At 73.3% G+C, this 13231-nt stretch carries 16 protein-coding genes; 9 read left to right on the plus strand and 7 right to left on the minus strand.

Annotated features, from left to right (window positions below; all coding sequences use genetic code 11):
* The first annotated feature begins 60 nt into the window (after positions 1–60).
* The 3 genes from DCW30_RS07845 (at position 61) to DCW30_RS07855 (ending at position 2976) form a co-directional block, all read left to right on the plus strand.
* Entirely contained in the window at positions 61–1539 is a 1479-nt protein-coding gene (locus tag DCW30_RS07845) for a cytochrome P450 (protein ID WP_076682644.1), read from the plus strand.
* A gap of 88 nt (positions 1540–1627) precedes the next feature.
* Positions 1628–1939, plus strand: coding sequence for a hypothetical protein (locus DCW30_RS07850; protein WP_076682646.1), 312 nt, complete (start codon positions 1628–1630; stop codon positions 1937–1939).
* Complete coding sequence (locus DCW30_RS07855) at positions 1936–2976, plus strand: glutathione S-transferase family protein (RefSeq protein ID WP_076682648.1); 1041 nt, start codon at positions 1936–1938, stop codon at positions 2974–2976. The genes DCW30_RS07850 and DCW30_RS07855 overlap by 4 nt, the downstream gene beginning before the upstream one ends.
* Before the next feature lie 86 nt (positions 2977–3062).
* Here the strand turns inward: DCW30_RS07855 and DCW30_RS07860 are convergent, their stop codons facing one another.
* Entirely contained in the window at positions 3063–3299 is a 237-nt protein-coding gene (locus DCW30_RS07860; RefSeq protein ID WP_062772561.1) for a hypothetical protein, read from the minus strand.
* A 144-nt stretch (positions 3300–3443) separates the two neighbouring features.
* On the minus strand, positions 3444–4373 hold the full coding sequence (locus tag DCW30_RS07865; protein ID WP_076682650.1) for a LysR family transcriptional regulator: 930 nt from the start codon (positions 4371–4373) through the stop codon (positions 3444–3446).
* 141 nt (positions 4374–4514) lie between these two features.
* On the opposite strand from DCW30_RS07865, the gene DCW30_RS07870 reads away from it, so the two are divergent.
* On the plus strand, positions 4515–5762 hold the full coding sequence (locus DCW30_RS07870; RefSeq protein WP_076682652.1) for an MFS transporter: 1248 nt from the start codon (positions 4515–4517) through the stop codon (positions 5760–5762).
* Between the two features lie 332 nt (positions 5763–6094).
* On the plus strand, positions 6095–6268 hold the full coding sequence (gene rpmF, locus DCW30_RS07875) for a 50S ribosomal protein L32 (RefSeq protein WP_076682654.1): 174 nt from the start codon (positions 6095–6097) through the stop codon (positions 6266–6268).
* Positions 6269–6313: 45 nt separating this feature from the next.
* Here rpmF and DCW30_RS07880 read toward each other — a convergent pair whose 3' ends face one another.
* Positions 6314–6550: a hypothetical protein gene (locus DCW30_RS07880; RefSeq protein ID WP_076682656.1), complete on the minus strand. Its 237-nt coding sequence runs from the start codon at positions 6548–6550 to the stop codon at positions 6314–6316.
* Positions 6551–6585: 35 nt separating this feature from the next.
* On the minus strand, positions 6586–7206 hold the full coding sequence (locus DCW30_RS07885) for a TNT domain-containing protein (RefSeq protein WP_076688482.1): 621 nt from the start codon (positions 7204–7206) through the stop codon (positions 6586–6588).
* Between the two features lie 396 nt (positions 7207–7602).
* On the opposite strand from DCW30_RS07885, the gene DCW30_RS07890 reads away from it, so the two are divergent.
* Positions 7603–8886, plus strand: coding sequence for a lactonase family protein (locus DCW30_RS07890; RefSeq protein ID WP_079249872.1), 1284 nt, complete (start codon positions 7603–7605; stop codon positions 8884–8886).
* Positions 8887–8897: 11 nt separating this feature from the next.
* On the plus strand, positions 8898–9185 hold the full coding sequence (locus DCW30_RS07895; RefSeq protein ID WP_062772576.1) for a DUF1232 domain-containing protein: 288 nt from the start codon (positions 8898–8900) through the stop codon (positions 9183–9185).
* On the opposite strand, the gene DCW30_RS07900 is transcribed toward DCW30_RS07895, so the two are convergent.
* From DCW30_RS07900 to DCW30_RS07910, 3 genes are all read right to left on the minus strand, one after another.
* Entirely contained in the window at positions 9150–9863 is a 714-nt protein-coding gene (locus DCW30_RS07900; protein WP_076682658.1) for a DUF2470 domain-containing protein, read from the minus strand. The two genes, DCW30_RS07895 and DCW30_RS07900, sit on opposite strands and share 36 nt — an antisense overlap.
* 115 nt (positions 9864–9978) lie before the next feature.
* Complete coding sequence (locus DCW30_RS07905) at positions 9979–10635, minus strand: MBL fold metallo-hydrolase (RefSeq protein ID WP_076682660.1); 657 nt, start codon at positions 10633–10635, stop codon at positions 9979–9981.
* The gene (locus tag DCW30_RS07910; RefSeq protein WP_076682662.1) at positions 10635–11720 is read right to left on the minus strand and encodes an S-(hydroxymethyl)mycothiol dehydrogenase; all 1086 of its coding nucleotides are present in this window, start codon (positions 11718–11720) and stop codon (positions 10635–10637) included. The genes DCW30_RS07905 and DCW30_RS07910 overlap by 1 nt, the downstream gene beginning before the upstream one ends.
* Positions 11721–11867: 147 nt before the next feature.
* Here DCW30_RS07910 and DCW30_RS07915 point away from each other — a divergent pair, with 147 nt between their 5' ends.
* Positions 11868–12677 carry an ABC transporter permease gene (locus DCW30_RS07915; RefSeq protein WP_076682664.1) on the plus strand — a complete coding sequence of 270 codons (810 nt, stop codon included), beginning with the start codon at positions 11868–11870 and terminating at the stop codon, positions 12675–12677.
* 11 nt (positions 12678–12688) lie between these two features.
* A complete protein-coding gene (locus DCW30_RS07920; protein WP_076682666.1) occupies positions 12689–13177 on the plus strand; it encodes a glutathione peroxidase in 489 nt (162 codons plus the stop codon).
* The last annotated feature ends 54 nt before the right edge of the window (positions 13178–13231 follow it).

Raw genomic sequence — 13231 nt, forward strand, 5'->3', positions numbered from 1 at the left:
CCTGTTGAATCCACGTACAACTGGCCCGACGGGCCGCTGTGACAAGGGGAGATGGCGCGCATGGCGCAGACGACGCGGGCCGCGGCGGGGCAGGACGGTCCGGCCGCTCCCCCGCCCAAGGGGTTCCGCAGCGCGGAGCTGGGCTGGCCCGGGCTGGAGCGCATACCGCATCCGCCGTACCGCCTCCCGCTGCTCGGTGACGTCGTGGGCGCGAGTGTGCGCACGCCGTTGCAGGACTCGATGCGGCTGGCCGAGCGGCTGGGGCCGATCTTCCGGCGCAGGGCGTTCGGCAAGGAGTTCGTGTTCGTGTGGGGCGCGGAGCTGGCCGCCGACCTGGCGGACGAGTCGCGGTTCGCCAAGCACGTGGGGCTGGGCGTGGCCAACCTCCGCCCGGTGGCGGGCGACGGGCTCTTCACCGCGTACAACCACGAGCCGAACTGGCAGCTGGCCCACGACATACTCGCGCCCGGGTTCAGCCGCGACGCGATGGCGGGCTACCACCCGCTGATGCTCGACGTCGCACGGCAGCTCACGGCCCGCTGGGACGAGCGGGAGTCGGCGGGGCGGGCGGTGGACGTGCCCGGCGACATGACGAAGCTGACGCTGGAGACGATCGCCCGCACCGGCTTCGGGCACGACTTCGGGTCCTTCGAGCGGGCGGCCCCGCACCCCTTCGTGACGGCGATGGTCGGCACGCTCTCCTTCGCCCAGCGCCGCAACGTCGTACCACCTCTGCTCTCCCCGCTGCTGCGCGGCGCGCACCGGCGCAATGACGCCGACATGGCCTACCTCAACCGCACCGTCGACGCCGTGGTGGCGGCCCGCCGCGCATCGGACGGCTCGGGCGCCCACGGTGATCTGCTCGACCGCATGCTCGACGTCGCCCACCCCGAGACGGGCGAGCGGCTGTCCGCGGAGAACATCCGCCGCCAGGTCATCACCTTCCTGGTCGCGGGGCACGAGACGACGTCCGGCGCCCTGTCGTTCGCCCTGCACTACCTCTCGCGGTCCCCGGACGTGCTGGCACGCGCGCGTGCCGAGGTCGACGAGGTCTGGGGCCGGGACGGCGAACCCGCGTACGAGCAGGTGGCCAAGGTGCGCTATCTGCGCCGGGTGCTCGACGAGTCGCTGCGGCTCTGGCCGACCGCTCCCGGGTTCGCCCGCGAGGCGCGTGCGGACACCGTGCTCGGAGGCGTGCACCCGATGCGCCGGGGCGCGTGGGCGCTGGTCCTCGCCACGATGCTGCACCGGGACCCGGCCGCGTGGGGCGAGCACCCGGAGAGGTTCGACCCCGACCGGTTCGCGCCTTCGGCGGTACGGGCCAGGCCCGCGCATGTCTTCAAGCCGTTCGGCACCGGGGCGCGGGCCTGCATCGGACGTCAGTTCGCGCTGCACGAGGCCACCTTGGTGCTCGGGCTGCTGCTGCGCCGCTACGACCTGCACGCCGACCCCGGGTACCGGCTGCGGGTCGCCGAGCGGCTGACCCTTATGCCGGATGGACTCACCTTGCGGCTCACGCGCCGCTCCCCGGCCGCGTAGGAGCGCCATTGTCAGACCCGTGCGCCACAGTGGAGGTGGGCATCGTCGCGATGCCGCCACGCCACCCAGCGCAGAGGAGTCGCTCGACATGACCGGCACGACGTCCGAGGAACTGCTCGCCGCCCAGGCCTGCTTGCGTCTGCTGCACACGGCGCGCGCCGCGCTGTCCGACGCCGCCGAGGTGCCGCCGGCCGCCGCGGCCACGCTGCTGGCCGGGCCGATCGCGGAAGCCGACGCCGCGCTGCGCCGCGCGGGCCTCACGGGCAACGAGGCGGCGCTCATCGACCGTATCTACGACCTGTCGCCCCACCCACCGGCCGCCCCGCCGGCCCCGCCCGCCCAGCGCTCACCGCAGGCCACGCCGGCCCGTTCCCGGGAGCGGGAGGGCAGCCAGTCATGAGCGCACAGGACGAGACGCCCGGGGCCGGCGCGGAAGGCAACGCCTCGTACGGCCACAAGGCATTCAAGCGCTCGAAGAGCCACTTCGCGGACCGGGTCACCGCCGACGGCAGGGACGGCTGGCCGGTGGAGGCCGGGCGGTATCGCCTGGTGGTGAGCCGGGCCTGCCCCTGGGCGAGCCGGGCCCTGGTCTCGCGGCGACTGCTCGGCCTGGAGGACGCCCTGTCCCTGGGCGTCACCGACCCCATCCAGGACGACCGGAGCTGGCGTTTCACGCTGGACCCCGACGACCGCGACCCCGTCCTCGGCATCCGCTATCTGAGCGAGGCGTACGACGCGCGGGAGAGCCGCTATCCGGGCGGCGTCAGTGTCCCCGCGCTCGTGGACGTGCCCAGCGGCGAACTGGTCACGAACGACTATCAGCAGCTCACCCTCGACTTCGCCACGCAGTGGACGGCGCTGCACCGCGAGGGGGCGCCCGACCTGTATCCCGAGCCGCTGCGCGACGAGATCGACGTAGTGATGGACGGCATCTACCGCGACGTCAACAACGGCGTGTACCGCGCGGGTTTCGCCCCGGACCAGAAGGCGTACGAGGCGGCGTACCACGACGTCTTCCACCGTCTGGAGGTGACGTCCGAGCGGCTGGCGACCCGGCGCTATCTGGTCGGCGACACCATCACGGAGGCGGACATCCGGTTCTTCACCACGCTGGTGCGGTTCGACGCGGTGTATCACGGCCACTTCAAGTGCAACCGCAGAAAGCTGACCGAGGACCCGGTCCTGTGGGCGTACGCACGGGATCTGTTCCAGACGCCGGGCTTCGGCGACACGGTCGACTTCGACCACATCAAGAGGCACTACTACCAGGTGCACTCGGGCATCAACCCGACCCGTGTCGTGCCGCTCGGCCCCGACCTCGGCGGCTGGCTCACACCGCATCGCCGCGAGGAGTTGGGCGGGCGTCCGTTCGGGGACGGCACGCCGCCCGGACCGGTCCCCGCGGGTGAGGAGGTGCCCGTGACCGGAAGGCCCTGAGATCCGCGCCGCGACCGGTCCGGCCGAGCCGTCGCTCCGGCTGTCCCGGCGGCCCGCTGGACCCGTCGGCCCCATGGACCGTCGGCCTAATGGACCCGCCAGGTGAACTTGTCGCCGCCCACCCACCGCACGGTGTCCGGGTCGTCCAGGTCGTGCACGGTGATGCCCGCCATGGCGGCCGCGTCCAGGACATCGGTGACGGTCTTGGCCTTGCCCACCACCTCACCGTCGATCTCCACGATGCGGAAAGGCGGGGTGCCGGCCTGGACGCCGAGCACGGTGATCCGGGGTTTCGCCATGTACAGGTACGCGCTTTCGGTCATGCCCGGAACTCTTCCACGGCAGCCCGGGAACCCGCCTCGGCGCTCGGCCGCTCGGGCTACGGGGGCCTGCGGTCACCCCCTTGCGGGGCGAGCGCCGGGCGCGGACTCAAGCCCTGGCGCGAGGCCGGGAGTTCGCAGCGGCGCTCATCGGGCCCACGCCGGTGTCCATGTGGCGCCGACCCGGTCACCGGGGTGAGCGGCGGCGAGGTGGTCGCGGAGGCGGCCCAGCGCGGGGTGCGGGTTGTCGGCGTGCAGGATCAGGGAGTGCGGATAGACCGGCATCGGGTCGCGCACCGGGATGCGCCGCAGGTCGTCCCCGGCGGGCCGGACGACGTGGGTCCACTCGCCGACCAGCGTGGCGATGCCGGGCGACTCGGCGATGGTGTCGAGGAGCGGCTCGGTGCCGAACTCGGGCCCGGTCGCCTCGATGCTGAGCCCGAAAGCGGCGGCGAAGTCGTCGTAGTAGGCGGCCCACTCGGTGCCCGCGACGAGGCCCGGCATCCAGATGCGGTGCCCCGCCAGTTGCTCCGGCGTGACCGCGCGGGCCCCGGCGAGGGCGTGCTCGGGGCCGGTGAGCAGATGGATGGGCTCGTCGTGCACCCGGACGGCCTCGATGCCGTCGGGGAGCCGGCTCGCGGGCACCGTCACCGCGCGGAAGGTGGCGTCGATCGTTCCGGAGCGCACGGCGGCGATGGCCGCGTCGGCGTCGAACAGCGTCACCATGTCCAGGGCCACGTCGGGGTGCGCCCGGTGGAAGCCGCGCAGCAGGTCCGCCGGTGCGAGCCGCCTGCCGATCACGTCGACGCGCAGCGCACGGCTGCCGGGCCGCACGGAGGCCGCCGCGCGCTCCTCGACCCTCAGCAGGTCCCGGGCGTACGGCAGGAAGACCTGCCCGTCGATGGTGGGCCGGGCGCCGCGCGGTGTGCGGTGCAGCAGCCGCACCCCGAGGTCGCTCTCCAGCACGGCGACCCGCTTGGACACGGCCTGCTGGGTGATTCCCAGGTCGGCGGCGGCCCCCTGGAATCGGCCCGCGTCGACGACGGCGACGAAGGCGCGCACGGCGTGGAGATCCATGCCGGGCAGCCTAATCCGACAACCGGCGGTTGTGGCCGACCCCTCCTGGCAGTTGTTTGATGTCCAGGCCGGTCACCCGCTTGGATGTTCGTCGGCAACGTGCGGTTGCCGGGACGGGAAGAGGACCAACGGAGTGGCGGGGTGAAGGGCAGGCGGTCGCTCGGGCGGCGCTTCGGGTGGCTCTGGGCGGCGTACGCGGTCAGCTCCTTCGGGACGCGGCTGGCGTTCGACGCGTTCTCGATGATCGCGATCCTGGCGCTGGGCGCGGGGGCGACGCGGGTCGCCCTCATTTCCGCCGTGGGCCTCGCGGTGGGTGCGGTGGCGGCGGTGCCGCTCGGCCCGTGGGTGGAGTTCCGCCGCAAGCGGCCCGTGATGATCGCGATGGATGTGGTGCGGTTCGGGGCGCTGGTCAGCGTTCCCGCCGCGTATGCGCTCGGTCTGCTCGGTTTCGCGCACCTGCTGCTCGTCTCGGCCGTCGTCGCCGCGGCCGACATCACGTTCACCGCGGCGAGCGGCGCCTTCCTCAAGGCCCTGGTGCCGCCCCGGGACCTGCTGGTCGCGAACGGCCGCTTCGAGTCGACCACCTGGACGGCCACCATGCTGGGGCCGCCGCTCGGCGGCGCCGCGGTGGGACTCTTCGGCCCCGTGCTGACCGTGCTCGCCGACGCGGTCAGCTATCTGCTGTCCGCCATCGGCATCAAGGCGATCGGCGGCGAGGAGCCGCTGCCGGAGCGCGGTGACACGTCACGGGGGATGCGGGCGGGCGATCTCCTCGACGGCTGGCGGTTCATCCTGGCGGACCCGGTGCTGCGCCCGCTGTTCCTCAACACCGTGCTGGTCAACGGCCTGATCATGGCGGCCACGCCACCGCTCGCCGTCCTGATGCTCGGCGACCTCGGCTTCGCGCCCTGGCAGTACGGCCTCGCGTTCGCGCTGCCGTGCCTCGGCGGCCTGGTCGGGGCGCGGCTCGGCCGGTTCCTCATCCCGAAGCACGGGCAGCGGGGAGTGCTGCTCGCGGCGGGAACGCTCCGGGCGTGCTGGCCCGTCGGTCTCGCCTTCATCGGGCACGGCGCCGCGGGACTCGTCCTGGTGATGGTCGTCGAGTTCGCCCTGATCACCTGTATCGGGGTGTACAACCCGGTGCTGTCCACCCTCCGGCTCGAACGCGCCCCGGCGGACCGCGTCACGCGCATCCTCTCCGCCTGGTCGGTCACCGGTAAGACCACCGTCGCGGGCATGACCGCCCTGTGGGGACTGCTGGCCGCTGTCACCGGCCCCCGCGCCGCGATCGCGGGCGCGGGGCTGATCATGCTGCTGGCCACGCCGCTGCTTCTGCCCTGGCACGACCGCGCACGACACAGGACGCCCGCCGGAACGGGCAGCGCCTAGGCCGGCGGCGCGACAGCCCCGCACGAACCGGCGGCCGTGACGAGGGCGCGTGTCATCGGTCGGCTCCGGGTACGGGGAGCGACACGGATTCGAACCGAAGCCCGCGCGACTCTCAACGTCATGTTTAGGGTGAGACTTCGTGTCGGATTCGCCCGCTCCCCGCTCCCCGGCGTTGACCCGGATCGCCGTACGGAGACGCCCGGCGAGCCCCTCCCGCCACAGGTCCGGCTGCGACACCAACCCGACAGGGCCCTTGCACGGTTTGTTAATGGCATTCATTTTCATATAGCGTGCGGTTCCGTCCCCGCACACAGCTCACCGAGGAGCCCCCCATGGCCGTGCCCAAGCGCAAGATGTCCCGCAGCAACACCCGTCACCGCCGCGCCCAGTGGAAGGCCGTCACGCCCCAGCTCGCCCCCGTCACGGTCGACGGCATGCGGCACATGGTCCCGCAGCGCCTGGTCAAGGCGTACGAGCGCGGGCTGCTGCGCCCCGAAGGCCAGTAGAACGGCACCCCGGGCCCACCCCGGCATGCCGTGCGCCGCCCCGGCTCAGGTCAGCAGGCGCAGCATGTGCGCGCAGGCCGAGGCCTCGTCCCCGTGCCGGGTCAGCGGATGGCGCGCTCCCCGCTCGTACGTCCCGACCTCCCACGTCCCGTCATCGGCGGCCCTGCGGAGGTAGACGAAGTCCGGGGGCGTGGGGGCGGGTTCGTGGACGCCCTCGATCCAGTAGTAGCCGTCGGCCACGCGGGCCGACCGGAGGGCGGACAGCAGCGCCGAGACGTCCACCGGGTCCCCCCTCTCCGGCCGGCCCACGCAGGCGTCTAGGCCTTCGCGGGCTCCAGGTAGCCGTGATCGAGCAGCCACTTCACATGGAGGCGCTGACCCTCGCCGGGGTCCAGGAAGGCCGGGTCGAGCTTGATCTGCTGTCCGCCGCCCGGCTGCTCGAACCAGGGGGCGATGCCGCCCTGCCACACGGAGAACGGCTTGCGCACCTCGTACACACGGTAGTCGCAGGCGTGCGCGGCCTCGCGGGTGTTGAGGTTCTGCGGCGGCAGCGCGCGCTCCGCGTAGGAGTCACCGGCCGGGGCCAGATAGGAGCCGAACTCCGATCCGAAGCGGTCGAGCCGCTCCCCCTTGTCCAGCCGCTCGCGGTGCTTGTCGACCTGTCCGTTGACGGTTTCGAAGCCGTCGTTGGGCGGATACTTCCAGCCACCGGTGGACGCGGGGCCGTCCCAGTACTTCTTCAGGAAGGCCTGCGGCGACAGCCCGCCCGTCCGCTTCCAGCCCTTCAGGAGCGGGCCGACCGGACGCTGCCACTTCTTGGGCAGCCAGCGGGGGCCGAGGCGGGAGTCACCCTGGAACTCCCCCGTGCACGGCTCGCGTGCCGCCGCGCCGACCGGGGGCTCCGGAGCGGCGGCGCTCGCGGTCGGCGCCGCGGCCATGACCCCGGCGACGCCGAGCGCGGCAAGGACGGTTCGGACGCGGGCCGGGTGGCTGCGGGTCAGGGGGCTGCCCGTCCGATGGCTGTGGGTCAACTCGGCGTCTCCTCATCAGGTGTCTGGCGTGCGTGCGACCAAGTGGCTCGCACACCGTATCCGAGCGGTAGCCCTGTGTGTCCGGTCACGCGCGAGCGGCACACCCGCGTCGGCCGAATCGGCGCGGTGGGCGCCGGGAGGCGGTCGAGGCGGTGCGCGTCCGGAGGAGGGCGAGGCGGTGCGCCTCTTGTCGGCGCCGACGGGGACCGGGCAGTGTGGCTGCCACACCCGTCACTCCCGACTCCCCACTCCCGACCCCGACATCAACCCCGCCCCCCGATCCCCGACCCCCAAGGTGCAGCCATGAACAGCGGAACAGGGCCGGACCGCGATCCCGTGAACCCCGCGAGCCCCGCGAGCCGCCCGGGGCGGCGGGCCGTCATCGGGGCCCTCTCGGGGATCGCCCTCGCGGCGGCCGGCGCGGCCTGCGGTTCGGCGGAGCCGCCCGCGCGGCGTGTGCGGCCGGAAGCCAGGCGTACCGAGGCGGCCTCGTCGGCCGCGCACCGGCCTCGCCGCGCGGGGCGGCTGTTCCTCGGGACGTACACCTCGCAGGAGGGCGGCGGCTCGGGCATCGGTCTGGCGACGTACGACGAGGCGACGGGGCGGATCACCGGCGCCGGCACGATCGGCGGGGTGTCCGACCCCTCCTATCTGGCCCTGCACCCCTCGGGCCGCACGCTCTACGCCGTCGACGAGCGTGAGGAGGGCGGCGTGACGGCCGTCGCGCTCTCCCCCGGCGGCGGGCACGAGATCCTCGGCACACGGGGGACCGGCGGCGCGGCGCCCTGCCACCTCTCGGTGCACCCGGGCGGCAAGTGGCTGCTCAGCGCGAACTACGGGTCGGGCAGCGTGGCCGTCCACCCCATCGACGCCTCGGGCGCGCTGGGCGAACGGACGGATCTCGTCAGGCATACGGCCCCGCCGCCGGGCCCCGGGCAGGACGGGCCGCACGCCCACCAGATCGTCACCTCCCCCGACGGCCGCCACGTCCTCGCCGTGGACCTGGGCGCCGACACGGTCTACACCTACCGTCTCGACACCAAGGCGGGCACCTTGCGCCAGGTGTCGTACGCGCGCCTGCGGCCCGGCGCGGGGCCGCGGCATCTGGCGTTCCACCCCTCGGGGCGGTTCGCGTACCTCGCCAACGAGCTGGACGACACGGTGGTCGTCTGCGCGTACGACCCGGGCAGCGGGCGGCTCACCCCCGGCGAACCGCAGCCGACGGGATCCGGCGGGGGCGCCAACTATCCGGCGCAGTTCGTGGTGACCCGAAAGGGGCGCTTCGCCTTCCTCGCCAACCGGGGGCACGGCAGCGTCGCGCGGTACGCCGTCGAGCGGGCGGGGGCCCGGCTGCGGCTGCTCGGCACGGTGGCCGTGGAGGGGGACTTCCCCCGGCATCTGGCGCTCTCGCCCTCGGAGCGGCTGCTGTTCACCGCCAACCAGAAGTCGGGCTCGGTGAGCGTCTTCCGGGTCGACGCCGGGACCGGCGCGTTGCGTCTCGCGGGCAAGCCGTTCGGAGCGCCGGTCGCGGTGTGCGCGCTGCCGCAGGGACCGCCCGTCGGCGACACGGGGCGCGGCAGTCGCTAACGTACGTACGTATGAGCACGGATATGGCCATTTTCCTCACCGTCGCGGCCGTTCTCGTCGCCGCGACGCTCGCCGTCGCCGTCATGCTGCTCGTACGCCTCGTGCGCACCCGCCGCCACCTGCGCAGAGCCGGGCTCCCCACCGACCGCCGCTGGGTCTTCTGGGGTGCCGTGGCCTATCTGCTGCTGCCCGCCGACCTGCTGCCCGATCCCATCTACCTCGATGACATCGGGGTGCTCCTGGTGGCGCTGCGCTCGATGCGGTCAGCCGCCGACGGGCCTGCCGCGCCAGGACGCTGAGAGGCGGGCCTTCATCAGCAGGGCGTGCATGCAGTCCGTCACCTGGGTGACGTCCTCGACGGGCTGGTGGAAGGGCAGGCGCACGTCGGCCTGGCCGCGGGCGCGTTCGAGCCGCAGGGAGATGCCGTGCATGTCCACGGCGAGCGGGCGGACGCGGACCACGCCGTGCAGGCTGTCGGGGCTGATGAGGCGGGTGAGCTGTTCGACGGCGTCCGGGTGGGCGTCGGCGAGGTGCGTGAGGAGGCGCGGCTCGGCCTCGGCCAGCGGATCGGGGGCGGTCAGGGCGAGTTCGTCGAGCTCGATGCCCTCGCGTTCGCCGTTCGCGTCGTGCAGCACCGCGCACGTCGGCTCGAAGAGCAGGTGCTCGCCCTCGTAGGCGAGGGTTCCCGAGAGCCAGAGGCGGGCGCGGATGCGCTCCCTCATGGGGACGGGCGCGACGTCGGCGAACTCGATCAGCGTGGACGGTTCGCCGCGCGGTGTGCAGATGAGGGCGGCGGCCAGCGCGCTGTCGTCGGGCGGGGAGAGCAGCAGCCTGCCGTCCTCGGTCACGCTGTGCGCGCCCACGAGTTCGTCCCTGCCGGTCTGCGTGGTCACCGCGCAGGACCACGCGGTGGCGAGCAGGGAACGCGCGCGTGCCGCCGCTGTGGGCACGATCGTGCTGCTGTGACGGACACCCATCCTGAACCTCCATTAGGTAAGCCTTGCCTAACTTATCGGAGATCGGGGAGTGTCGCCAGTACGCGAAAGGCCCGCACGGCGAACCGTGCGGGCCATCCCCGTGGAACCGGACCCGTCAGTGCCCCCGGGCGATCCACTCCTGGAGATGCGGCGCCTCCGCGCCGATCGTCGTGCTGTCGCCGTGCCCGGTGTGCACCACCGTGTCGGGCGGCAGCGTCAGCAGCCGCCGCTCGATGGACTCGACGATCGTCGGGAAGTCGCTGAAGGAGCGGCCCGTCGCCCCCGGCCCGCCCGCGAACAGCGTGTCGCCGGTGAAGACGGCGCCGAGGCCGGGGGCGTGCAGGCTGACGGCGCCGTGGCAGTGGCCCGGCGTGTGCAGCACCTTCAGGACGGTGCCCGCGACGGCGAGTTCCTGCCCGTCGGCGAGTTCGCCGTCGGGGGCCCGGTCGGGGTGGGTCTGCTCCCACAGCTCGGTGTCGGCCGGGTGCAGCAGGACCGGAGCGCCCGTACGCGCGGCGAGCGCCGGGGCCGCGTCGATGTGGTCGTCGTGGGCGTGGGTGCAGACGACGGCGACGAGGCGCCGCCCGCCCACGGCCTCGGCGATGGCGTCCGCGTCGTGCGCGGCGTCGATGACGACGCACTCGCTGTCGTCGCCCACGATCCATACGTTGTTGTCGACCTCCCAGGTGCCGCCGTCGAGGGAGAACGTCCCCGACGTGACGAGGTGGTCGATCCGCGCGCCCGGGGCGCCGTGCGGGCTCTCGGCGGTCATCAGAACACCACCACCGAACGCAGGACGTCGCCGTGGTGCATGCGCTCGAAGGCCTTCTCCACGTCCTCCAGGGCGATGGTCTCCGTGACGAACGCGTCCAGGTCCAGGCGGCCCTGCCGGTAGAGGTCGATGAGCATCGGGAAGTCGCGCGAGGGCAGGCAGTCGCCGTACCAGCTCGACTTGAGCGAGCCGCCGCGGCCGAAGACGTCGAGCAGCGGCAGCTCGATCTTCATCTCCGGGGTCGGCACGCCGACCAGGACGACCGTGCCCGCCAGGTCGCGGGCGTAGAAGGCCTGCTCATAGGTCTCGGGGCGGCCGACCGCCTCGATGACGACGTCCGCGCCGTTGCCGCCGGTCAGCTCGCGCACGGCCTCGACGGGGTCGGTCTCGCGGGAGTTGACGGTGTGGGTGGCGCCGAGGCTCCTGGCGGTCTCCAGCTTCTTGTCGTCGATGTCCACGGCGATGATCCGCGCGGCCCCGGCGAGCCGGGCGCCCACGACGGCCGCGTTGCCGACGCCTCCGCAGCCGATGATGGCGACCGAGTCGCCGCGGCCGACCTCGCCGGTGTTGATGGCCGCGCCGATGCCGGCCATCACGCCGCAGCCGAGCAGGCCCGCGGCGGCGGGCGAGGCGTCGGGGTCGACCTTGGTGCACTGCCCGGCGGCGACGAGGGTCTTCTCGGCGAAGGCGCCGATGCCGAGGGCCGGGGAGAGTTCCGTGCCGTCGGCGAGCGTCATCTTCTGCCGGGCGTTGTGCGTGGCGAAGCAGTACTGGGGGCGACCGCGCAGACAGGCACGGCACTGCCCGCACACGGCACGCCAGTTGAGGACCACGAAGTCACCGGGGTCGACCTCGGTGACGCCCTCGCCGACCGACTCGACGACGCCGGCGGCCTCGTGCCCGAGCAGGAAGGGGAACTCGTCGTTGATGCCGCCCTCGCGGTAGTGGAGGTCCGTGTGACAGACCCCGCACGCCTGGACCTTCACCACGGCCTCGCCCGGACCCGGGTCCGGCACCGTGATCGTCTCGATCCGCACCGGCTCGCCCTTCGCGCGTGCGACCACGCCTTGCACCTGCTGCGCCATGACTACAGCCCTTCTCTCTCTGCACGTCTTTCCCGCCCCATCGTTACAGGTCCGGCACCCGCTGTCCGCAGCGGCACGGGTACGCCGCCGGCGCGGGGCGGGGCAGCCACGGAGAACGCGGCGTCTGACGCCCTCTAGGGTGTCCGCGTGCGTGATCTCGCTGCTCAGGCCCTGCTCCCCGTCGACACGGCCCTCGCCGTGGCCCTGTTCGCGCTGCTGCTCGTCGCCACGGCGACGGCGGCCGTGTTCCGGCTCGCGCCCGACGGCTCACGGGGCCGGGCGCGCGAGATCCTGCTGGCCGGGGTCCGCGCCACCGTGCAGTTGGGCGCCGTCTCGCTGGTGATCGGCCGGGTGGCGCACCACACGGCGGCGCTCTACGCCTTCCTGCTGCTGATGTTCGGCGTGGCCGCCCGTACCGCGGGGCGCCGCATCACCCGGAACGGCACCTGGTGGTGGGCCGCCCTGCCCGTCGCGGGCCCCGTCATCCCCGTGGTGGCGGGACTGACGGCGGCGGGGCTGCTGCCCGTGCGGGGCATCGCCATGATCCCCGTGACGGGCATCCTCATCGGCGGCGCCCTGACCGCCACGGTGCTCTCGGGACGCCGCGCCCTGGACGAACTCCACACCCGCTACGGAGAGTTCGAGGCGGGCCTGGCCCTGGGCCTCGCCGACCACGACGCCCGCATGGAGGTCGTCCGCCCCGCCGCGTCGGACGCCCTGCTGCCGGGCCTCGACCAGACCCGCACGGTGGGCCTGGTCACCCTCCCCGGCGCCTTCGTCGGCATGCTCCTGGGCGGCGCGTCGCCGGTCCTCGCCGGAGCCGTGCAGCTCTTCGTCCTGATCGCCCTGCTCGCCGTCCAGGCCGTGGCCGTGGCCGTGACGGTCGAACTGATCGCCAGGGGGCGTCTCCACCGCGAAGGGACCGGCCTCGCGAAGACCCGGACGGGCCGGGCGTAAGCTCGACGACCATGTCCGTCTACGAAGAAGAAATCGGCGCCCTGCGGGGCGGTTCCGCCGACCTGCGCCAGTTCGAGGGCAAGACCGTCCTCGTCGTCAACGTGGCCTCAAAGTGCGGTCTCACCCCGCAGTACGCGGGCCTCGAGCGGCTGCACGAGCAGTACGCCCCGCGCGGCTTCAGCGTGCTCGGGGTGCCCTGCAACCAGTTCATGGGCCAGGAGCCCGGCACCTCGGAGGAGATCGCCGAGTTCTGCTCGGCGACGTACGGCGTGACCTTCCCGATGACGGAGAAGGTCGACGTCAACGGCGCGGACCGGCACCCGCTGTACGCGCGCCTCGTCGACACCCCCGACGCCGAGGGCCACACCGGTGACATCCGGTGGAACTTCGAGAAGTTCCTGGTCGACGGCGCCGGCGAGGTCGTCGCCCGGTTCGGGCCGCGCACCGAGCCGGACGCCCCCGAGGTCGTCGCCGCCGTCGAGAAGCACCTGCCGACCTGACACCACCGCCCGCAAGCGGGGCGCCTCCGGCCGGGTGAGGGCGGCCCGGCCGGG

This window comes from Streptomyces alfalfae (genome assembly GCF_004127445.1).
GTDB lineage: Bacteria > Actinomycetota > Actinomycetes > Streptomycetales > Streptomycetaceae > Streptomyces > Streptomyces alfalfae.

Bases quoted from the DNA above. Each gene is read 5' to 3' on its own strand.
- DCW30_RS07885 (WP_076688482.1), bottom strand. From the start codon at position 7,206: ATGGCCGCGGCGCCGACCGCGAGCGCCGCCGCTCCGGAGCCCCCGGTC.
- DCW30_RS07860 (WP_062772561.1), bottom strand. From the start codon at position 3,299: ATGACCGAAAGCGCGTACCTGTACATGGCGAAACCCCGGATCACCGTG.
- DCW30_RS07850 (WP_076682646.1), top strand. From the start codon at position 1,628: ATGACCGGCACGACGTCCGAGGAACTGCTCGCCGCCCAGGCCTGCTTG.
- DCW30_RS07905 (WP_076682660.1), bottom strand. From the start codon at position 10,635: ATGACCGCCGAGAGCCCGCACGGCGCCCCGGGCGCGCGGATCGACCAC.
- rpmF (WP_076682654.1), top strand. From the start codon at position 6,095: ATGGCCGTGCCCAAGCGCAAGATGTCCCGCAGCAACACCCGTCACCGC.
- DCW30_RS07845 (WP_076682644.1), top strand. From the start codon at position 61: ATGGCGCAGACGACGCGGGCCGCGGCGGGGCAGGACGGTCCGGCCGCT.
- DCW30_RS07890 (WP_079249872.1), top strand. From the start codon at position 7,603: ATGAACAGCGGAACAGGGCCGGACCGCGATCCCGTGAACCCCGCGAGC.
- DCW30_RS07855 (WP_076682648.1), top strand. From the start codon at position 1,936: ATGAGCGCACAGGACGAGACGCCCGGGGCCGGCGCGGAAGGCAACGCC.
- DCW30_RS07895 (WP_062772576.1), top strand. From the start codon at position 8,898: ATGAGCACGGATATGGCCATTTTCCTCACCGTCGCGGCCGTTCTCGTC.
- DCW30_RS07920 (WP_076682666.1), top strand. From the start codon at position 12,689: ATGTCCGTCTACGAAGAAGAAATCGGCGCCCTGCGGGGCGGTTCCGCC.
- DCW30_RS07900 (WP_076682658.1), bottom strand. From the start codon at position 9,863: ATGGGTGTCCGTCACAGCAGCACGATCGTGCCCACAGCGGCGGCACGC.
- DCW30_RS07865 (WP_076682650.1), bottom strand. From the start codon at position 4,373: ATGGATCTCCACGCCGTGCGCGCCTTCGTCGCCGTCGTCGACGCGGGC.
- DCW30_RS07910 (WP_076682662.1), bottom strand. From the start codon at position 11,720: ATGGCGCAGCAGGTGCAAGGCGTGGTCGCACGCGCGAAGGGCGAGCCG.